Annotated in this window: 22 protein-coding genes; 14 read left to right on the forward strand and 8 right to left on the reverse strand. The window is 72.3% G+C overall.

Going from position 1 to position 19,467, the window contains the following annotated elements:
* The first annotated feature begins 98 nt into the window (after positions 1 to 98).
* The 5 genes from ABD998_RS07480 to ABD998_RS07500 are packed head-to-tail and all read left to right on the forward strand — an operon-like array spanning position 99 to position 4,504.
* Positions 99 to 986 carry a transketolase gene (locus ABD998_RS07480; protein ID WP_345437611.1) on the forward strand — a complete coding sequence of 296 codons (888 nt, stop codon included), beginning with the start codon at positions 99 to 101 and terminating at the stop codon, positions 984 to 986.
* Positions 983 to 1,915, forward strand: a complete 933-nt coding sequence (locus tag ABD998_RS07485; RefSeq protein WP_345437613.1) for a transketolase family protein — start codon at positions 983 to 985, stop codon at positions 1,913 to 1,915. The genes ABD998_RS07480 and ABD998_RS07485 overlap by 4 nt, the downstream gene beginning before the upstream one ends.
* A 3-nt stretch (positions 1,916 to 1,918) precedes the next feature.
* Complete coding sequence (locus ABD998_RS07490; protein WP_345437615.1) at positions 1,919 to 2,941, forward strand: 1-phosphofructokinase family hexose kinase; 1,023 nt, start codon at positions 1,919 to 1,921, stop codon at positions 2,939 to 2,941.
* Positions 2,942 to 2,999: 58 nt separating this feature from the next.
* Positions 3,000 to 3,752 carry an IclR family transcriptional regulator gene (locus ABD998_RS07495; RefSeq protein ID WP_345437617.1) on the forward strand — a complete coding sequence of 251 codons (753 nt, stop codon included), beginning with the start codon at positions 3,000 to 3,002 and terminating at the stop codon, positions 3,750 to 3,752.
* On the forward strand, positions 3,749 to 4,504 hold the full coding sequence (locus ABD998_RS07500; protein ID WP_345437619.1) for an IclR family transcriptional regulator: 756 nt from the start codon (positions 3,749 to 3,751) through the stop codon (positions 4,502 to 4,504). Before ABD998_RS07495 ends, ABD998_RS07500 begins: the two co-directional genes overlap by 4 nt.
* Positions 4,505 to 4,570: 66 nt before the next feature.
* On the opposite strand, the gene ABD998_RS07505 is transcribed toward ABD998_RS07500, so the two are convergent.
* A complete protein-coding gene (locus tag ABD998_RS07505; RefSeq protein ID WP_345437621.1) occupies positions 4,571 to 5,899 on the reverse strand; it encodes an MFS transporter in 1,329 nt (442 codons plus the stop codon).
* Positions 5,900 to 5,960: 61 nt separating this feature from the next.
* On the reverse strand, positions 5,961 to 6,758 hold the full coding sequence (locus tag ABD998_RS07510; protein WP_345437623.1) for an SDR family oxidoreductase: 798 nt from the start codon (positions 6,756 to 6,758) through the stop codon (positions 5,961 to 5,963).
* A gap of 161 nt (positions 6,759 to 6,919) precedes the next feature.
* On the opposite strand from ABD998_RS07510, the gene ABD998_RS07515 reads away from it, so the two are divergent.
* The gene (locus tag ABD998_RS07515; protein WP_345437625.1) at positions 6,920 to 8,053 is read left to right on the forward strand and encodes a mandelate racemase/muconate lactonizing enzyme family protein; all 1,134 of its coding nucleotides are present in this window, start codon (positions 6,920 to 6,922) and stop codon (positions 8,051 to 8,053) included.
* Positions 8,050 to 8,364 (forward strand): putative quinol monooxygenase, encoded by a 315-nt coding sequence (locus ABD998_RS07520; protein WP_345437627.1) that lies wholly within the window; start codon positions 8,050 to 8,052, stop codon positions 8,362 to 8,364. The genes ABD998_RS07515 and ABD998_RS07520 overlap by 4 nt, the downstream gene beginning before the upstream one ends.
* 47 nt (positions 8,365 to 8,411) lie before the next feature.
* On the opposite strand, the gene ABD998_RS07525 is transcribed toward ABD998_RS07520, so the two are convergent.
* From ABD998_RS07525 to ABD998_RS07535, 3 genes are all read right to left on the reverse strand, one after another.
* Positions 8,412 to 9,176, reverse strand: coding sequence for an SDR family NAD(P)-dependent oxidoreductase (locus tag ABD998_RS07525; protein WP_345437629.1), 765 nt, complete (start codon positions 9,174 to 9,176; stop codon positions 8,412 to 8,414).
* Positions 9,177 to 9,253: 77 nt separating this feature from the next.
* Positions 9,254 to 10,447: a Gfo/Idh/MocA family protein gene (locus tag ABD998_RS07530; protein ID WP_345437631.1), complete on the reverse strand. Its 1,194-nt coding sequence runs from the start codon at positions 10,445 to 10,447 to the stop codon at positions 9,254 to 9,256.
* A gap of 83 nt (positions 10,448 to 10,530) precedes the next feature.
* Positions 10,531 to 11,532 carry a LacI family DNA-binding transcriptional regulator gene (locus ABD998_RS07535; RefSeq protein WP_345437633.1) on the reverse strand — a complete coding sequence of 334 codons (1,002 nt, stop codon included), beginning with the start codon at positions 11,530 to 11,532 and terminating at the stop codon, positions 10,531 to 10,533.
* Between the two features lie 53 nt (positions 11,533 to 11,585).
* On the opposite strand from ABD998_RS07535, the gene ABD998_RS07540 reads away from it, so the two are divergent.
* The 5 genes from ABD998_RS07540 to ABD998_RS07560 all read left to right on the forward strand — a co-directional run bounded on the left by ABD998_RS07540 (position 11,586) and on the right by ABD998_RS07560 (position 16,153).
* Complete coding sequence (locus ABD998_RS07540) at positions 11,586 to 12,218, forward strand: metal-dependent transcriptional regulator (protein WP_345437636.1); 633 nt, start codon at positions 11,586 to 11,588, stop codon at positions 12,216 to 12,218.
* 81 nt (positions 12,219 to 12,299) lie between these two features.
* Positions 12,300 to 13,220, forward strand: a complete 921-nt coding sequence (locus ABD998_RS07545; protein WP_345437638.1) for an ABC transporter ATP-binding protein — start codon at positions 12,300 to 12,302, stop codon at positions 13,218 to 13,220.
* An 11-nt stretch (positions 13,221 to 13,231) separates the two neighbouring features.
* Positions 13,232 to 14,056 (forward strand): hypothetical protein, encoded by an 825-nt coding sequence (locus tag ABD998_RS07550; protein WP_345437641.1) that lies wholly within the window; start codon positions 13,232 to 13,234, stop codon positions 14,054 to 14,056.
* Positions 14,057 to 14,258: 202 nt separating this feature from the next.
* On the forward strand, positions 14,259 to 15,503 hold the full coding sequence (locus ABD998_RS07555) for a sensor histidine kinase (RefSeq protein WP_345437643.1): 1,245 nt from the start codon (positions 14,259 to 14,261) through the stop codon (positions 15,501 to 15,503).
* Positions 15,500 to 16,153: a response regulator transcription factor gene (locus ABD998_RS07560; protein WP_345437645.1), complete on the forward strand. Its 654-nt coding sequence runs from the start codon at positions 15,500 to 15,502 to the stop codon at positions 16,151 to 16,153. Before ABD998_RS07555 ends, ABD998_RS07560 begins: the two co-directional genes overlap by 4 nt.
* A 3-nt stretch (positions 16,154 to 16,156) precedes the next feature.
* Here ABD998_RS07560 and ABD998_RS07565 read toward each other — a convergent pair whose 3' ends face one another.
* Both ABD998_RS07565 and ABD998_RS07570 read right to left on the reverse strand, forming a co-directional pair.
* Positions 16,157 to 16,897 (reverse strand): SRPBCC domain-containing protein, encoded by a 741-nt coding sequence (locus ABD998_RS07565; RefSeq protein ID WP_345437647.1) that lies wholly within the window; start codon positions 16,895 to 16,897, stop codon positions 16,157 to 16,159.
* The gene (locus tag ABD998_RS07570) at positions 16,894 to 17,205 is read right to left on the reverse strand and encodes an ArsR/SmtB family transcription factor (RefSeq protein WP_345437649.1); all 312 of its coding nucleotides are present in this window, start codon (positions 17,203 to 17,205) and stop codon (positions 16,894 to 16,896) included. The genes ABD998_RS07565 and ABD998_RS07570 overlap by 4 nt, the downstream gene beginning before the upstream one ends.
* A 95-nt stretch (positions 17,206 to 17,300) precedes the next feature.
* Here ABD998_RS07570 and ABD998_RS07575 point away from each other — a divergent pair, with 95 nt between their 5' ends.
* Complete coding sequence (locus tag ABD998_RS07575; protein WP_345437651.1) at positions 17,301 to 17,459, forward strand: hypothetical protein; 159 nt, start codon at positions 17,301 to 17,303, stop codon at positions 17,457 to 17,459.
* Here ABD998_RS07575 and ABD998_RS07580 read toward each other — a convergent pair whose 3' ends face one another.
* The gene (locus ABD998_RS07580) at positions 17,460 to 18,449 is read right to left on the reverse strand and encodes an SDR family NAD(P)-dependent oxidoreductase (protein ID WP_345437653.1); all 990 of its coding nucleotides are present in this window, start codon (positions 18,447 to 18,449) and stop codon (positions 17,460 to 17,462) included. It lies immediately after the preceding gene.
* A gap of 84 nt (positions 18,450 to 18,533) precedes the next feature.
* Here ABD998_RS07580 and ABD998_RS07585 point away from each other — a divergent pair, with 84 nt between their 5' ends.
* Positions 18,534 to 19,352 carry an HAD-IIA family hydrolase gene (locus tag ABD998_RS07585; protein WP_345437655.1) on the forward strand — a complete coding sequence of 273 codons (819 nt, stop codon included), beginning with the start codon at positions 18,534 to 18,536 and terminating at the stop codon, positions 19,350 to 19,352.
* Positions 19,353 to 19,467: the final 115 nt, after the last annotated feature.

Below are 19,467 nucleotides of genomic sequence, written 5' to 3' on the forward strand. Positions count from 1 at the left end.
CGGCGTGCGTTGACGAACAACAACGCAATCTCGTTTAATGGACACTGCGTTCGTTGTACGATAAGAATGAGGGATCACGTCGTTCCAAGGGAGGAACCATGACCACTGCCGCCCCGCGGGCCTCCACCGAGGAGCTCGCCGCCATCGCTCGACAGGCGCGTTGGAAGATCATCGAGACGGTCGCCTCGAGCCGAGCGGGCCACATCGGCGGGCCGCTCTCGGCGACCGACCTCCTCGTCGCGCTCTATTTCGCCCAGCTCGACGTCGACCCCTCCGATCCCCGCGCGGCGGGCCGCGACCGCTTCATCCTGTCGAAGGGCCACTCGGCGATCGGTCTCTACGCGGTGCTCGCACTGCGAGGCTTCTTCCCCGTGGATGAGCTGGCCACGTTCGACCACGGCGACTCGCGACTCCAGGGCCACCCCGACATGCTCCTCACTCCCGGCGTGGACGCGTCGACGGGCTCGCTGGGGCAGGGGCTCTCGGCGGGCGCCGGCATGGCTCTCGGGGCCAAGAGGCTCGGGCACGGCTTCCACACCTGGGTCATGGTCGGCGACGGCGAGCTCGAGGAGGGGATGATCTGGGAGACGGTGCTGTCGGCGCCTCGGTTCGGCCTGGACAACCTCACGCTCATCATCGATCTCAACGGACTCCAGCAGTACGGATGGCCGGCAGAGGACTCGGATCGCTTCGACCGCAGCGAGCCTGTCGGACACGTGGATCTGGAACGCGTCTTCACGGGCTTCGGCTGGAACGCCCTCACGATCGACGGCCACGACTTCGACGAGATCCTCGGCGCCTTCGACCGGGTGGTCTCCTCCAGGGAGCGGGCGGGACGGCCGACGGTCATCATCGCCCGCACGGCGAAGGGACGCGGCGTCTCGTTCACGGAGGGCACCTACAGATGGCACAACGGCGTGGCCACGGAGGAACAGCTCGAGACAGCCCGCGCGGAGCTGCTCGGAACGACGGGAGCGGGGCGATGAGGGCGCAGCGGGTGGTGTGGGGAGAGACGATCGCGGACCTCGCCGCGGAGGATGCGCGGGTCGTCGTCCTCGACGGGGACCTCGCGACATCCACGCGAGCGGACATCGTCGCGGAGAGGACGCCGGACGCGTTCATCCAGGTCGGCATCGCCGAGCAGAACATGGTCGGGATGGCCTTCGGGCTCTCGACGCTCGGGTACCGGCCCTGGCTCTCGACGTTCGGCGTGTTCCTCACCCATCGCGCCATCGACCAGATCCGCATGCTCGTGTCCCAGACGAAGGCGCCGGTGCGCATCGCGGCCGCCTACAGCGGCCTGCTGAACGGCTCGAGCGGGAAGACACACCAGGACATCGAGGACCTGGCCATCATGCGCGCGATGCCGCACATGACCGTCGTCGCCCCCGCCGACGAGCACGAGGCCGAGGCCGTGTTCCGCTGGGCGGCCGACTTCGACGGGCCGCTCTACGTGCGCGTGGCACGCGACGCCGTCGCCCCCGTCTTCGACGCGGGCGACACGTTCCAGCTCGGGAGGCCGCGTCTCCTGGTCGAGGGCGACGACGTGGTCGTGGTCTCCACGGGCGTGCAGACGTCCCGCACGCGCGACGCCGTCGACCTCCTCGCCGCGAGCGGCGTCCGCGCGCGGCTCATCCACGTGCCGACGATCAAGCCCCTCGATGCGGCCGCCTTGAGCGAGCTCATCGGCGACGCCCCCCTCGTCGTGACGGTGGAGGAGCACAGCCGCATCGGCGGCCTCGGCGGTCTCGTCAGCGAGCTCCTCGCCGAGCAGGGCGCCGCACGGGTCGTGCGCATCGGCCTCGAGGACCGCTGGTCGGAGTCGGCGCCGAACGACTTCCTGCTCGACAAGTACGGTCTCTCACCCGAACGCGTCGCCGAGAGCATCCTGCCGCTCGTCGCCGCGCGGGTCTGAGCGATGACGACGACGATGACGACGTCGGGCCTTCCTGCGGCAGAGCGCAGCGGCTCCCTGCGGGCGAGCGTCGTCACGATGACGCCTTCCCCCGCTGTGGACCGCGTGTACCTCGTCGACACGATGCGCTCCGGTGAGGTCAACCGCGCGTCCCGCGTCCACTCGTTCCTCTCCGGCAAGGGCATCAACGTCGCGAAGAACCTGCGGAACGCAGGGGGGACGGCTGTCGCCGTGACCATGCTGGCCGACGGCGACCGACACCTCGTGGGCGATGACGACCTCTTCCGCGTCGTCCCGGCGCCGACCCCCGCGCGCGTCAACACCGTCGTCGTCTCCTGCGACGGCGCCACGACGAACGTCAACGAGCGCCCCCGCCCGCTCTCCGAAGAAAGCTGGGCGGTCCTCTGCGCGGCGACAGCCGCGGCGATCCGCGAGCGGAGCGCGGACTGGCTCGTCGTCGCGGGGAGCATCCCGTCGGCGATGGGTCGTCCCGGCGCCCTCCGCCCCGCGCAGCTCGCGCGGGACGCGGCGGACAACGGGACGCGCCTGTGCCTCGACTCCGGCGGAGCGGTCCTGCGGGAATGGCTGTCGCAGGGGTTCGTGCCGGACCTCGTGAAGCCCAACCTCGCGGAGCTCGGCGCCGCCGTCGGCCGCGAGCTGCACACCATGGCCGACGCCGTCGCGGCCTCGCGGTCGCTGATCGACCGCGGGACCGGAGCCGTGCTCGCGAGCCTGGGTGGCGACGGCGCCCTGCTCGTGACGCCCGCGCACGAGCTGTGGGCTCGCCCGCCGCGGGTCGACGTCGTCAACACGACGGGTGCCGGCGACGCGGCGCTCGCGGGCTTCGTCGCCGATCTCGTCGGCGGCGGGAGCGACGACCGCCTCGAGGCGTCGCTCCGACGAGCGGTCGCGTGGGGCTCCCATGCGGTGCGCGAGATCGAAGCCGTCCCGCGTTCTCATCCTGACCTGCTCGGAATCGACGTGGACGAGCCTCCGCTCGCGCTGCGCCTCGACATCCGGAGCTGATCCCTTCCACGATCGCCCACGCTGAGGCGTCGTGTCCGGCTCATGAGAAGATCGGGCCATGGCTGCCGATGCGACCGGACTCGAGATGCTCGAGAAGGCGTCCGCCGTCGTGCGCGCGCTCGATCGTGCGGGCGAGCTCACGGCGGCGCAGATCGCCGATGAGACGGGCGAGCCGGTGAGCTCGACGTATCGTCTGCTTGCGAACCTCACCCTCATCGGATGGGTCGACAACGCTCCCCGGCGCGGGCGCTTCCGCCTCGGCGTCGGCCTCGTGCGCATCGCCGGCATGATCGAGGACCGCCTCGACGTGCGCGAGGCCAGCATGCCCGGGCTGAGGGCGCTGCGTGCGAGCCTCGGCCTCACGAGCTACCTGTGCGTCAGACGGGGCGACGTCGCCGTCTGCATCGAGCGACTCGACGGCCGGGACGTGCGCTCGCTCGCCATGCGCGTCGGCGACTTCCTGCCGCTCACGACAGGAGCAGCGCCCCGTGCGCTGCTCGCCTACCTCCCGGAGGGAGAGCGCGAGCTCGTTCTCCAGTCGATCCCCGACCCGCACGCGCGCCGCGCCGCCGCAGCGGATGTCGCGGAGACGCGAGCCCGCGGATACAGCATCTCGGACAACGACGTGACGACCGGGATCGCATCCATCGGCGCACCGGTCTTCAATCACAGGGGCGAGCTGGAGGGAGCCGTCTCCGCCGGCGGGGTCCGCGCCCTCGTGCTCGATCGCGAGGCGGCCGTGGCCTCCGCCGTCGTCGGTGCGGCTGAGGCCGCCAGCCGCGCTCTGGGCCACGAGAAGGGCGACGCATGAGCGCGCGCAGGCCGATCAGGGTGCTCCAGAACGCCGCAGCGGTGGTCGAGCTCCTCGCCGAGGAGGGCGCGCTCGGTCCGGCAGAGTTGGCCGAGCAGCTGGGAATCCCCCGCCCCAGCGTCTACCGGCTGCTCGACGGCCTGGCGGCCATCGGCTTCACGGAGCCCACCGCAGACGCGGGCGCGAGGCTGGATCGCTCGCTGATGCGACTCGCCGACAGCGCCCGCGCCGCCATGACGGAGTGGAGGGGCGGCCATGAGGTGCTCGTCGACGTCGTGGGGCGCACCCGCCAGACCGCCTACCTCACGGTACGGCGTGGCGACGACGCGGTGTGCATCGACTGGGAGCAGGGCAGGGGCGTCGGCGTGCTGATGCTGAAGCCCGGCCGGGCGCTCCCGCTCAACGCGGGCGCCGCTGGCCGTGCGTTCCTCGCGTTCGAGCCGGATGGCGATGCCTGGGCGGGCCGAGCAGGGCACGTCTCCTACACGCCGCAGACGCTGACCGATCCCGCCGATCTCCGCGCCGACGCCGCGGCGACGCGGGAGCGCGGGTACGCGCTCTCCGACGAGGACGTCACGATCGGAATCGGAGCGATCGCCGCCCCGATCTTCGGCGCAGGGGGGCAGCTGGTCGGCTGCCTGTCGCTCGCCGGAGTCGCCGAGGAGTTCCGCACGAGGCGGCATGAACTCGCGGACGAGGTGCGCGCGGCGGCCGCGGCGCTCGGGGAGCGCCACCGGAGCGCAGCAGGCTGAATCCGATCGGCCGGATGCGGCCGGGGCGGAGCGAGCGGAGAGCCGCTCGCTCCGCCCCGCCGGGTGTCAGATCGCGTCTTCGTCGACGGTGAGGTTGCGGCCCCGCACCTCGGGGCTGATGATCGCCGCCACGAGGCCGATCCCCGCGAGCACCGCGATGTACGCCCCGATGACCCACCAGTGACCGACCGCCGCGAGCACGGCGGCGATCACGAGCGGGGCGATGCCGGCGCCTGCCAGGCCGCCGAGCTCCTTCGACGCCGTCACGCCCGTGAGCCGGTGCCGGAGCCCGAACATCTCGACCATGTAGGCCGACTCCGTCGCATACAGACCCTGCACGCAGATGCCGGAGGCGATCAGGAAGGCGACGATGATGGCGGCGGGGTTGCCCGTGGAGATCAGCATGACGCCCGGGAACGCGAACAGGAGCTGGATCGTCGCGAGGATGATGAACACGCGCCGTCGACCGACCTTGTCGGACAGGATCCCGATCAGCGGGATGGTGACGAGGCCGAAGACCGAGGCGATCAGGAGCGCCGTCGGGCCCATCGAGCCGGACTGCCCCGGAAGCGTGGCGATGTAGCCGACGAGGAAGACCTGGTAGAGCGCGCTCGTGCCGCCCTCGCCGATGCGCAGGCCGAAGCAGATGAGGAACGCGCGCCATCCCGAGGTGAAGAAGTTCCGGTAGACCTGGCTCATCTTCACCGAGCGCTGGCGCTCGGCCACCGATTCGAAGACGTGGCTCTCCCTGACCCCGCGCCGGATCCACAGGCCAAGGAAGGTGAGGACGATCGATCCGACGAACGGCAGACGCCATCCCCAGCTGAGCAGCTGCTCCTCCGGCAGCATGGAGATCAGCAACCAGACGCACGTGGCGAGCAGATTGCCGGTGTTCGTGCCGAACGAGACGAACGAGCCGACGAACCCCCGGTGCGCACGCGGCGCCGACTCGACCATGAGCGACGAAGAGCTCGCGAGCTCCGCCCCCGTCGCGAAGCCCTGCAGCAGGCGGCAGACGATCAGCAGGATCGGCGCGAGCACACCGACCTGCTCGTACGTCGGCAGCAGCCCGATCGCGAACGTCGCGATGCCCATCAGGACGATCGTGAGCACCATGATGATCTTGCGCCCGATCCGGTCGCCGATCGCCCCGAGGATGATGCCGCCGATCGGACGGACGATGAACCCGACCGCGTAGGTCGCGAATCCGGCGATGAACCCCATCGCCGGAGGCAGGTTCGAGAAGAACAGCTGGTTGAAGATCAGGGCGGTCGCGAGACCGTAGATGACGTAGTCGTAGTACTCGAGCGTCGTGCCGAGCGTTCCCGCGATCGTCGTGCGCATGATCTGCGGCCGTGTCGGCGCCGTGATGTTCTCGGTGGAAGTGTCGACCATGAGACCTCTCCTTTGAGGCGGTGGGTGCGCCCCCGTCCGAGGGGGCGCGGTGGAAGGTGTGTCAGACGAGGCCGTCGGGGAGGACGGGGGTGGCCTGCTGGGTGTTGCCGATCGACTGCAGGCGGGTCGCCGTCAGCGTGATCTCCGACACCGTCGTGCGCCCGGGGATCGTGATCGCCGCGAGGGTGGCCTGCGCGACGTCGTCCGGCTGGATGAACCATCGGCGCATCTCCGCGGGCGGCGGAACGGGGCGCTTGTCCAGGATGGGCGTGTTCACGACGCCGGGGAGGATGCTCGTGATCCGCACCCCCGCGGCGTGCTCATCGCGGGCGGCGCCGCGTGCGAGGCCGATCATGCCGGCCTTCGACGCCTGATAGGCCGCACCGGAGTGATCGGGCCACAGGGCCGCGACGCTCGAGATGAGCACGGCGTCGCCCGCGTTCGCCCGCAGCTGGGGCAGGGCTCCGCGGAGGAAGTAGAACGCGCCGTTGAGGTTGACGTCGATCAGATCGTCCCATGCGTCGAGGGACACGTCGCCGAAGGTCCGCGGGTTGATGTTGCGGCCCGCGGCGATCACAAGCGTGTCGATCGGGTCGCTGTCGGCGAGCCGATCGAGGAGATCCTGCACGGCGTCGCGATCGGAGACGTCGAGCGTGTGCGGCACGAAGCGGCCGGAGGCGACGTGCTCCCCGCCGACGGAGCGGAGCTCCTCCTCGCGGCGCGCGACGGCATGGACACGAGCCCCCTTGCTCACGAGCATCTGCGCGATGGCGGCTCCCATGCCGCTCGACGCGCCCGTCACGAGCGCCGTGCGGCCCTCGACGTTCCCGAGTTCGCGGTGATGCGAATCCAACTTCATATCCACGTCCTTTGATTGAGCGACCGTCGCTGCCTGCCTCTCGAGACCGTCGCGAGAGGCGAGTCAGTCCCGAGACAGGAGAGATATTTGCACACAATGGACGTCTTGTGCAATAGGTGATAATTTCTGCTCACGTTCGCAAACACACGAGGGAGTGCCGGATGGCGACGATCGCCGAGATGACGACATGGTGGAGCCGCGTGCCGCTCGACCACCCGATCCGCTTCAAGTGGAACACCATCACGCACCGTGACTGCGTCGTCGTGCGGCTGACGACCGACGACGGCATCAGCGGCAGCGCGATCGGTCTCAGCAGGGGCGCCCCGCTCGACGTCGTGGCGCAGGAGATGCTCGGCCCGAGCATCCTCGGCTTCGACGCGATGGATGTCGCGGGCTTCCAGACCCGCTCGCGCGGCGCGCACGCCTTCGCCGACCAGACCGGCATGCTCGCGCAGGCCCGCTCGCTCGTCGACCTCGCCCTGTGGGACATCAGGGGGAGGCGACTCGGTGCGCCGCTGTGGCAGCTGCTCGGCGGGGGGCCGGAGACGGCCCCCGTCCTCCTTGTCGAGGGCTACGAGCTCCCGGGCGAGAGCGATCGCGGGTTCGCCGATCGCCTCCTCGCCCGCGCCGAGGAGGGATACACCGCGATCAAGCTCGAGGCGGCGGGCTACGCCGATCCCCGGCAGCTGTTCGAACGGCTGAGGCTCATCCGAGAGGGACAGCGCGGTCCTCTCGAGCTCGTGGTCGACGTCAACGGCTCGTGGCACGAGCTGCGCAGCGCCCAGCGGATGGCGAGACACCTCGCGGAGTTCGACCTCGCCTGGCTCGAGGATCCCTTCCCCCACGACAGGCTCGATCTCCTCGGTCCGCTCACGGAGTCATCCCCCGTTCCGATCGGATCAGGCGACGACGTGACGGACCCGCAGGCGCTGCTCGCCCTCATTCGAGAGCGCGCCGTGGACGTCCTGCGCATCGACGCGACGACGCTCGGCGGCCTCCAGCCCGCGTTGGACGTCATCGGAGCCGCGCGCCAGGCCGGCATCCCCGTCTCCGGCCACGCGCACCCGTATGTGCATCAGCACCTCAGCTACGCCTCCGACGCTGTCCCCTACGTCGAGGCGTTCCCCGAGGATCGTCCGTTCGAGACCTCGTTCAAGCTGACCACCGGCTCGGTCTTCCGAGACGTCGAGGACGGCGTGCTCGCGCGCCCCACCGCGCCAGGGCTCGCGTTCGAGCTCGACCTGGAGCGCGTCGACGGCTGGGCGGCGCGGACGCAGACGAGGCGCGCCCAGTGACGGTGACGACCCTCGCCTCCTACGACTGCGCCCCGGGCGATCGCGACGCCGTACTCGAGATCCTCGAGCCCGCCCGCGTGGCGACGATCGCGGAGGAGGGCTGCGAGTACTTCATCGTGCTCGCACCCCAGGACGCCCCCGACCGCGTCGTGCTCATCGAGGGCTGGCGCTCTCCCGGGCACCTGGCCGCCCACCGCGAGACGGCGCACTTCGCCGGGATCATCCTCGAGCGCCTCGTTCCGCGGCTCGCCCGTCGCGCCGTCGCCGTGTGCGACGAGATCGCCAGGTCGGTGGCCCGACCCGCCGCATGACCCACGAGGGGCGCGGCCTTCGGGCCGCGCCCCTCGTGGGCCCACACCTACTTCGGAAGCGGGAACTGGATGGTCATCCCGCCGTCCACCGCGATCGACTGGCCCGTGATGTAGGACGCGGCGGGCGAGAGCAGGAACGCGATCACGCGTCCGATCTCATCGGGCTCGGCGAAGCGGGCCATCGGCGTGCGCGCCTCGACGGGTGCGGGATCGAGGAAGCCCGAGTCGATCAGCCCGGCGATCGCGGGCGTGCGCACCCAGGCGGGCGCGACGGCGTTGACCCGGATGCCCGCGCCCGCCCACTCCACGGCCAGCGTGCGCACCATGCCCTCGACGCCGGTCTTCGCGACGTTGTAGCCGAGGCGCTCCGCGACCCCGAGGCGCGCCCCCATCGACGACAGGCAGACGATCGCACCGCGCTCGGACTCCACCAGAGCGGGGTGAGCCGCCCGCGCCATCCGGATCGCGCCCATCAGGTGGATGTCGATGAGGCGCTGCAGGCTCTCGTCGCTCGCCGTCGCGGAGGGGGCGGGATCGACGATCCCCGCTGCGGCGACGACGCCGTCGAGCCGCCCCGCGCGCTCGCCGATCGCGGCGAACGCGGCCTCGACGGACGGGGTGGAGGTGACGTCCGTCCCGATGCCGATATGGCCGCGGCCCGGCAGGGCCGCCGCCGCGGCCGCGCTCTTGTCTCCGTCGAGGTCCAGCACCGCGACGCGATCGCCCTGCGCGGCGAGGAGTCTCGCCGTGGCCAGGCCGATCCCGCTCGCTCCGCCGGAGATGGCGATCACGGGGGCAGTGGAGTCGGACATGGATCATCCTCGATTCTCGTCTCGTTTCACACAACAGACACTGTGTCTACTACATGATACGGAGAATCGGCCCCGCGTCATCGCACGTGGGCGGTGTGCCCTTCCACGACGGGCGTCGCCACCCAAAGGCCCGATGCCGCGGACTCCTCGGCGGCCGTGAGCACCTGCGCCGATGCGAGCGCGTCGTGGATGGTCGAGGTACCGGAGGCGGATCCCGTCGCGGCGAGCAGGAATCCGCGCGCCTCGATGACCTTGAGATCGTCGTAGCCCATCGAGGTGCCGGGGCCGGGCTGGAAGCGCGAGAACTCCGGGAACGACGCGTCGGCCATGAGCCGCGCGTAGCCGACGCTCTCGCCGGGACGGCGGATCGCCACCTCCAGCTCGTTGAGGCGCTCGAAGTCCCAGCGCAGCGAGCCCTCGGTGCCGAAGATCTCGATGGCGTACTCGGCCTGCGGGCCGACGGCGATCCACGACGCGTCGAGGGTGCCGAGTGCACCGGCGGCGAACGCCGAGTCGTCGAAGCGCAGCAGCATGTTGGCGTAGTCGTCGTTCTCGACGGGCAGCATCCGGCCGGCGTCGGGAGACCCCGGCAGCCCCGGCCGCTCGGTGATGAACGTGCCCGTCGTCGCGGTGACCGAGCCGATGGGGCCGAGCAGGAAGTGCACGAGGTCGACGAGGTGGCCCATGAGGTCGCCCAGCACGCCCGACCCGCTCGTCTCGCGGACGAAGCGCCAGGCCCTCGGCGACTGCGGGTCGGAGCTGAAGCCGCCGAAGAAGCGCCCGCGCACGTTGGTGATGCGCCCCAGAGCGCCCTCGGCGATGAGCTGCCGCGCCTTGCGGATGGCCGGCGGCTGGCGGTAGTTGAAGCCGATCGTCGTCGCGACCCCCGCGGCGATCGCCGCGTCCCGGATGGCCGCGGTCTCGTGGGCTCCACGGCCGACCGGCTTCTCGATCCAGAAGTGCTTGCCCGCGCGGGCGGCGGCGATGCCGACCTCGGCGTGCAGGAAGTTGGGGGCGCAGATCGAGACGACGTCCACGTCGGGGTCGGCGAGCACCTCGCGGTAGTCGGCCGTCGCCCCCTCGTAGCCGAGCACGTCGGTCGCGTACGCACGACCCGCCTCCGCGGTGTCGGCGGCGCGCACGAGGCGGGGCCGCAGCCCGAGCTCGGGATAGACGTGCGGGAGCCGCGTGTAGGCGCGGCTGTGCAGCTGGCCCATCCAGCCGACGCTGACGAGGCCGACGCCGATCTCTCGGGCGGGGGAAGCGGTCATGACGGACCTCCGTGGTCTCCGGATCCTTCTCTGGACCGGTCCAGACTAGGAGCGCTCTCCCCCTTTGTCAAGACATGGCTCCCTCACGCCGGCGGCGTCGTGCTCCTCACGACGAGCCGGGGCGCCACGAGCGTCTCGGCGGGCGGCTCCGTGCCGGCCTCCACCGCGAGGATCCGCTCCGCGGCCGCCGCGCCGATCTCGGCGTTGCGCGGGTCGACGCTCGTGAGCGATACCTGCGGCAGCCGTGCGATCCGCGAGTCGTCGTACCCCGTGACGGCGAGGGCGGCGCCCGTCGCAGTCGCCGCGGCGAGCGCCCCCACGGCGGCGAGGTCATTGGCCGCGACGACGGCTGTCGGCGCCTGCCGACCCTCGGCCAGGAGCGACCGTGCGGCGGCGTGCCCGCCCTCCTCCGTGAAGTCGGACGGCGCGACCTGCGCCTCCAGGCCGTGCGCGGAGAGGGCGGCGGCGAAGGCCTCCGCCCGCCGCGTCGCGACCGCGCCGCCGCGGCCCCCGATGTGGGCGATGCGGCGATGCCCGCGCGAGACGAGGTGGTCCACGGCCATCCGGATGCCCGCGACGTCGTCGGAGCGGACTGTCGCCGCGACGTCGGCCCCCTCCGAGGCCGCGCTCGCCACGACGATCGGCGTGCCGGAAACGAGCCCGGCGAGGGCCGCGAGGTCGGGGATCGAGCCGACGACGAGCACGCTCCGCGGCCGCAGGTCGCCGAAGATCGCGAGCGCGCGCTCGTCGAGACGGGGCACGCCGTCGGCGTCGGGCAGCATCGCCGAGGTGAGCAGCGCCGCGCGTCCGGAGCGGGCGAGGGCGGCGCGGGCGGCGTCGACGACCTCCGCGAAGACGGAGTGCCCGAGGTCTGCGACGAGCACTCCCGTGAATCCGCCGTCGGAGGCGGACAGCGCGCGCGCCGTGAGGTTCGGGCGGAAGCCGAGCCGCTCCGCCGCCTCGACGATGCGCGCCCTGCGCTCCTCGCTCACCCCTCCCCCGGAGTAATGCAGCGAGACGAGCGACTTCGACACGCCGGCGGCCGCCGCGACGTCGCGGATCGTGGGGCGTCTCGCCTCTGCCATCCGCCCATTGTGCCCCGGACCGGTCCAGCCACGCCGCCGCGTAGGGTGGGGGCGTGGCCTCCCCCGCAGCCGACGACTACCTGAAGACGGTCTACTCGCACACCGAGTGGCAGGACGACCCGATCACGCCGTCGGTGCTCGCCGGCAAGCTCGGCGTCGCGCCGTCGAGTGTGACCGAGATGGTCAAGAAGCTCGCCGCGGCAGGACTCGTCTCGCACGTGCCGTACGGCGCCGTGCGGCTCACCGACGAGGGGCGCCGCCGCGCTGTGGGCATCGTCCGCCGCCACCGGCTCATCGAGACGTGGCTCGTGCGCGAGATGGGCTACGGATGGCACGAGGTGCACGACGAGGCGGAGGTGCTCGAGCACGCCCTGAGCGACCGGCTGCTCGAGCGCATCGACGACCACCTGGGCCGGCCGTCGCACGACCCGCACGGCGACCGGATCCCCGACGCCGACGGCCGTGCGGAGCGCGAGCCGTTCGTGTTGCTCGCCGACGCGCCCGCGGGGCACGCGGGCCGAGTGCTGCGCGTGCGCGACCGCGACCCCGACCTCCTGTGCGCCATCGAGGAGGCCGGTGTCGACGTGGGCCGCACGCTCGCCGTCACGGCCGACGGCATCCTGCTCGACGGCGCGCCCGTCGTCCTCCCCGATGGCGCGGACGAGGTCATCTGGCTGACGGCGTAGTACCGCGGCACGACATCCACCCCCGAGGATCAGCCTCGACGCCGACGCGGGCACGGCCGTCCGCTCGGTAGCGTCGGAGACATGATCACGGCAGAGAACCTCACGAAGCGCTTCGGCGCCAAGACGGCGGTCGACGGCATCACCTTCGAGGTGCGCCCCGGCCGCGTCACGGGCTTCCTCGGCCCCAACGGCGCCGGAAAGTCCACCACGATGCGGATGGTCGTCGGCCTCGACCGGCCGGACGCGGGCACGGTCACGGTGAACGGCCGTCCGTTCGCGGAGCACTCCGCGCCGCTCACGGAGGTCGGGGCGCTCCTGGATGCGAAGGCCGTCCATCCCGGCCGCACCGCCGAGGCGCATCTGCGCCTGCTCGCCGCGACGCACGGCATCGGCCGAGCGCGCGTCGACGAGGTCATGGAGCTCACGGGCATCACGGGCGTCGCCCGCAAGCGCGTCGGCGGCTTCTCGCTCGGCATGCACCAGAGGCTCGGCATCGCCGCGACGATGCTCGGCGACCCGCACACGCTCATCCTCGACGAACCCGTCAACGGCCTCGACCCCGAGGGGGTGCACTGGGTGCGCGGATTCGTGCGCTCTCTCGCCGCCGAAGGGCGTGCTGTGTTCCTCTCCTCGCATCTCATGAGCGAGATGGCGCAGACCGCCGACCACATCATCGTGCTCGGCAAGGGGCGCATCCTCGCCGACGCCCCCGTCGGCGACTTCCTGCAGGGCTCGGGTCGCGAGCGCACGCGCGTGCGGGCATCGGACGCCCGGCACCTCGGCTCCCTGCTCGCCGGCGACGGCGTGACGCTCACGCAGACGTCGTCGGACACCCTCGAGGTCGAGGGGCTCCCGGCCGCGCGCATCACGCGCGTCGCGGTCGGCGCCGACATCGACGTGCACGAGCTCGTCCCCCTCCGCGGCTCGCTCGAGGACGCCTACCTCGCCCTCACGGGCGACGCCGTCGAGTACCGCAGCGACCCGGCCGCCGTCGCGGCCTGAACGGAGAACCCATGTCCACCGCCACCGCGGCCCCGCGCCGCCTCGCGCCCTCCGTGGGCGCTCCCCGCCTCACCTTCGCGCACCTCGTCCGCGCCGAGTGGATCGCCCTTTCGAGCCTCCGCGGCAGCATCGTCACCCTCATCGTCGGCTCGGCGCTCGTCGTCCTCGCCTCCGTCGGGCTCACCGCGATGATGCTCGCGCTCACCGATGCGGCGGAGGGGATGGCGCCTCCCGCCCTCACGATGACTCTCAACGGCGCGGCCGTCGCCCAGATCGTCGCCGTGCTGGTCGGGGTGAGCGTGTTCGCCAAGGAGCACGCGACCGGATCGCTGCGCACCCAGCTCGCCGCCGCGCCGCGGCGCGCCGCCACCATCGGCGCGAAGGCCGTCGTCGTGGGCGTCGCGTCGTTCGCCTGGTCGCTCGCGGCACTCGCGGTCTCGTTCGCGGGCGTCGTCGCGGTCTCGGCCGCCGCGGGCGCCGAGGTGCCCTTCGACGATGCGCTGACGCAGATCGCGCTGCCGATCGCGGGCGCCGCCTTCTTCGTGGCCCTCGTCGGGGTGTTCTCGCTCGGAATGGCCGTGCTGCTGAGGTCGGAGACCTGGTCGGTGACGCTCGTGCTCGTCTTCCTCCTCATGATCCCGACGGTGCTCCTCACCCTCCCCTTCGAGTGGGCGCCGACCGTGGCGGAGTACCTGCTGGGCTCGGCCGGCGAGGTGTTCTCCACCGCCCACGCCGAGATCACGGGCGAGGTCGTGCGCGATGCGGTCGTCGCGATCGCCTGGCCGGCCGCGGCGCTCGTCGCGGGCATGGCCGTGCTCAGCCGTCGCGACGCGTGACGCGGCCCTCATCCGCCTGCCCCCGACCCCGGAGACGTCTCTCGGGGGTCGGGGGCCTCCCGCGTAGGCTCGCACCCATGCCCCGAGCACATCGCAGGAGATCCTCGCCGGATCGGGCCCTGAACCCGCTTCCGCTCCGGGTGGGCCGCGTGATCTCCTGCGCTGTGCACAGCCTCCGAGCCGAGCACATCGGGAGCGGAGGATGAGCGACCCCGATCTCGCGCTTCCCCGCGCGCCGGGCATCGTGCGGCGATGGCTCGAGGGGCACCCGCGCCTCGTCGACGCCGCGGTCGTCTTCGCCTGCCAGATCGCGCCGGCCGCACTCATCCTGCTGCTCGCGGCGGCCATCCCCGAGGACTACGCGCTCGAGCCGTGGACCGTCGCGGGGACGGCGGGATGCCTCGCCGTCGGCACCGTCATGCTGCTCCTGAGGAGGCGCCGGCCGCTCCTCGCCGCCGTCGTCTGCGGTGCGCTCGCCGTGCTGCCGATGCCCTTCGCGATGGGCGGCGGCGTCGCGGTCTTCGTCGCGCTGTACGCGCTCGGCGTGCACAGCACGACCCGGCGCACGTGGCTCGGCTTCGCGGCCGCGACGGCCGCCACGGTGGTCGCCTCCGGCGTCGCGACGGTCGTGTCGCTCGTCGAGGGCACGATCGCGAGCGAGCTGTGGGGCGACGCATCCGCGCCGCTGCCGAACGCCGTCATGTACCTCGTCCCGACGCTGCTCGGCCTCTCGGTCGGCAACCGCCGACGGTACATCGACGCCCTCGTCGCGCGTGCGGCCGACCTCGCCCGCGAACGCGACCAGCGCGCGCAGCTCGCCGTGGCCGACGAGCGGGCACGGATCGCGCGCGAGATGCACGACATCGTCTCGCACAGCCTCACGGTCATGATCACCCTGTCGGAGGGTGCCGCGGCGCAGGCCGAGGCGGGGCGGCCGTCGCCGGACGCCATGCGCACGGTGGCCGAGACCGGCCGCTCGTCGCTCGCCGAGATGCGGCGGCTGCTCGCCGTGCTGCGCTCGCCCGACGACGGGGCGGAGCTCGCGCCGCAGCCGGGCGACGCCGACCTGGATGTGCTCGCCGAGCGGTTCCGCGAGGCGGGGCTGCCCGTGCGCCTCACCCGATCCGGACCCGCGATCGCGGACGGGGCGCTCGCCCTCACGGTCTTCCGCATCATGCAGGAGGGGCTCACGAACGTGCTCCGGCACGCGCCCGGTGCGCGGCGCGTCGAGACCTCGGTGTTCCGCGGGGGAGGTCGCGTCGTCGTGGAGGTGGCCAACAGCGCGGGCGGGCGCCCCACGGCGGCACCCGCCGGGCGCGGCACGGGCATCGTCGGCCTGCGGGAGCGGGCGGCGCTGTACGCGGGCGCCGTCGAGGCGGGAGCGACAGCGGAGGGCGGATGGCTGCTGCGGGCCGAGCTCGCGGACATGGGAGAGGACGGCGCATGACCGACAGGATCAGGGTCGGCATCGCCGACGACCAGCAGCTCGTGCGGCTGGGGCTGCGGATGGTCCTGGATGCGCAGGACGACGTCGAGGTGGTCGGGGAGGCCGACGACGGGGCGGGGGCGATCGCGCTCGTCGCGCGCGGCGACGTCGACGTGCTGCTCATGGACGTGCGGATGCCGAACATCGACGGCATCGCGGCCACCGAGCGCATCGCCGCGGTCGGCGAGCGGCCGCGCGTGCTCGTGCTGACGACGTTCGACCTCGACGAGTACGCGCTCGCGGCCATCCGGGCGGGGGCGAGCGGGTTCCTGCTGAAGGACGCCCTCCCCGCCGACCTGCTCGCGGCCATCCGCGCCGTGCACGCGGGCGACGCGGCGCTCGCCCCGAGCACGACGCGGCGCATGCTCGAGCGGTTCGCGGCCGCATCCGAGCCGCGGCCATCCGGCGACGCCCTCGACGCGCTCACCCCGCGCGAGCGCGAGGTCTTCGTCGCGATCGCCGAGGGGCTGACGAACGACGAGCTCGCCGAGCGCTTCTTCCTCGCCCCGTCGACGGTGAAGACGCACGTCGGGCGGCTGCTGCAGAAGCTCGGCGCACGCGACCGCGTGCAGCTCGTCATCCTCGCCTACGAGACGGGCGTCGTGCGCTGAGACTCAGGCGCCCGTCATCGCGACGCGCCACGGCCGGACGCGCACGTCGAGGAGGCCCGCCCGCACCGCGCCGTCATCGACCTGCGCGGCCCGCGCGACGCGCGCCGCCTGTGCGATGTCCATCGCCCGGACGACGGTCATTCCCGATCCGGGATCGTCGGGGAGCGGACCGCCCGCCACGAGCGCGCGGTCCGCGGCGAGCGCACGCAGGAAGTCGAGGTGCTTCGGGAAATCGGGCGACGCGAACACGCCGCCGGCGGGAGCAGCCGGCCCCGCCGTGTGCTCCAGCACGAGCCAGACGGGCCCTGTGCCCGCAGCCTCCCCCGCCGCCTCCGCGTAGTGGCCGAGCACGGCCATCCAGCCGACGGCGTACTCGGCGCGCGCGGCGACGGGATCGGCATGCGCCTCCCACCCGGTGTGCACGAGGGTCACGAGGGTGCCGTCGCCGCACGACGTGAACTCCACGAGGACGGCCGACGCCTTCTCGGGGCCGCGGCCCGGATGCCAGGTGAACGCGATGCGCTCGGGTCGGCGCTCCTCCGTGATGGTGCCCCACACGGCCCGCTCGCCGGTCGGCGAGGTCTCGACGAGCTGCCCGCCCGCGCGCGCGAGTGAGGCGTCCGCTCCGAAGCAGCCGTGCGAGGCGAGCGGCCACCAGCGGCCGATGTCGTCGACGAAGAGACGCCAGGCGTCGTCGGGCGGAGCGGCCACGACGATCTGGCGACGCAGCGGAGGGATGCTCATGAGGACGGACGCTCCTTCTCGACGTGCGCGGCGAAGGCGCCGAGCACGTCGTCCCACTGATCGACGAGCCACCGCTGCGCGAGGGCGAGCCCCTCGGGCGCGACGGCATAGAGGTTCCGCGTGCCGACGGAGCGATGGGTCACGAGGCCCGCTCCCTCCAGCACGCGGAGGTGCTTGCTGACGGCGGGCCGGCCGACCGGCAGGGCATCGGAGAGGGCGCCGACGGGGAGCGCGCCGGCACGCAGGACCTCGAGGATCCGGCGTCGCGTGGCATCGCCCAGCGCGTCGAAGACGGGATCGGCATCCATGATGGTCACGCTATAGCAACCGTTGCCCGTCAGCAACGGCGAGTACCGGAAACACGGCGGCGCTACACTCTGCGCACCGATGCAGGGAGGTCGACATGAGCCAGCCCGAGGCCCACAAGCACGCCGAACGCGCGGAGACGCTCGCCCGCATGGCGAAGAACCAGGCGCAGGATCCCGCGCTGCGGGATCTCGCCCATGCCGTGCAGGAGCTGTCCGCCGCCCTCAAGGAGCTGACGGCGCGGCCGATCCGCTGATCAGCGGCCGGCCATCCGGGCGGCGCGCTGCAGCGGCCACTCCATGCCCGAGAGGATCTCGCAGGTCTCCCAGATGCGGCGGCGCACGGCGGGGTCGGACGATGTGCGCGACGGCTGCTGCCGGACGGGCAGGCCGCGCGTGAGGTGACGCGGGCCCCAGTACTCGCCTCCCGAGATCTCCGGATCGATGAGCGCGCGCACGAGGGATGCGGCACCGCGCTCCTTCGACTGCGCGACGGGCGCCTGCAGGCCGCCCTTGAGGCGTTTCCACGCGCTCGGCTCGTTCACGCCCGAGACGCGCGGCGTGCGGCCGCCGATCGAGTAGCCGGGGTGCGCGACGACGCTCTCCACGGGGACGCCCGCGTCGCGCAGCCGCAGGTCCGCCTCGATGCCGAGCGCCTGCACGACGACCTTCGACTGCACGTAGGCCTTCCAGGCCGCGTAGCCGCGCTCGAGCTGGATGTCGACGGGGTCGTAGGCGCCCATGCGCGTCGACATGCTCCCGAGCCAGACCATCCGCGGCGTCCAGGTGCGGCTCGCCGACTTCGACATCGTCGTGAGCAGCTCGGCCGCGAGCACGAAGTGGCCGAGCGCGTTCGTCACGAGCACGAGCTCGCGGCCGTCGCGGGTCGTCTCGCGCTGACGGGGCGTGTGGACGATGCCCGCGTTGAGGAGGACGCCGTCGAGCCGCTGACGCTTGAAGAGCCCTCCGCGCACGCTCGCCGCGGCGGCACGGATCGACCCGACGTTGCTGACGTCGAGGAGCAGCGTCTGCACGGACGCGTCCGGCACGCGCGCCTCGAGGGCGTCGTGCGCGGCGGCGAGCTTGTTCGGATTGCGGCCCGACAGGATGACGTGGGCACCCGCGCGGGCGAGCTGCTCGCTCGCGAAGTAGCCGAGACCCGCGTTGGCGCCCGTGATGAGGAACGTGCGTCCCGTCTGATCGGGCAGACGGTCGGGGTCCCAGACGGCGGGCGCGGGATCGGTCACGAGACGAAGATACGCCTGCGGACATGCCTCGCGCCGCATCGACTCCCGCCGCGGGCGGATGCGCCGGCGATCTAGGCTGAGAGCATGGCGCGACGCGATGAGATCGAGTGCTGGTTGACCGACATGGACGGCGTCCTCGTGCACGAGGAGCGGCCCATCCCCGGTGCCAGCGAGCTGCTGGCGCAGTGGCGCGACACGGGCACGCCGTTCCTCGTGCTGACGAACAACTCGATCTTCACGCCGCGCGACCTCTCGGCGCGGCTGCGGGCATCCGGCATCGAGGTGCCGGAGGAGAACATCTGGACGAGCGCGCTCGCGACGGCGGCGTTCCTCAAGCAGCAGAGCCCGGGCGGGTCCGCGTTCGTCATCGGAGAGGCGGGCATCCTCACGGCCATGCACGAGGCCGGCTTCATCATGACCGAGACCGACCCCGACTACGTCGTCATCGGCGAGACGCGCAACTACTCGTTCGAGGCGCTCACGAAGGCCGTGCGGCTCATCAACAACGGCGCGCGGTTCATCTCGACGAACCCCGACGCGACGGGCCCGAGCGCGCAGGGCGTGCTGCCGGCCACGGGCGCCATCAACGCGCTCATCACGAAGGCCACCGGCAAGGAGCCGTACATCGTCGGCAAGCCGAACCCCATGATGTTCCGCTCGGCGCTCAACCGCATCGGCGCGCACAGCGAGAACACGGGCATGATCGGCGACCGCATGGACACCGACATCGTCGCCGGCATCGAGGCGGGTCTGCACACCGTGCTCGTCATGACGGGCATCTCGTCGCGCGCGTCGATCGAGCAGTACCCGTTCCGGCCCGACGAGATCGTGTCGTCGGTCGCCGAGCTGCTGAGTCCCGCGGTCGAGGGCGAGGGCGGCGGGGAGCTCGCCGCCGGGGTCTGACATGAGCGAGCGCGACCTGCTGATGGCCGTGAGCATCCTCGTGACGGCGGGAACCCTCGTCGCGGTGGTGTGGGGCGGGCTGCGGCGCCGCAAGGACGACGACCGGGACGCGTAG

This window comes from Microbacterium gilvum (assembly GCF_039543865.1).
Classification (GTDB): Bacteria; Actinomycetota; Actinomycetes; order Actinomycetales; family Microbacteriaceae; genus Microbacterium; species Microbacterium gilvum.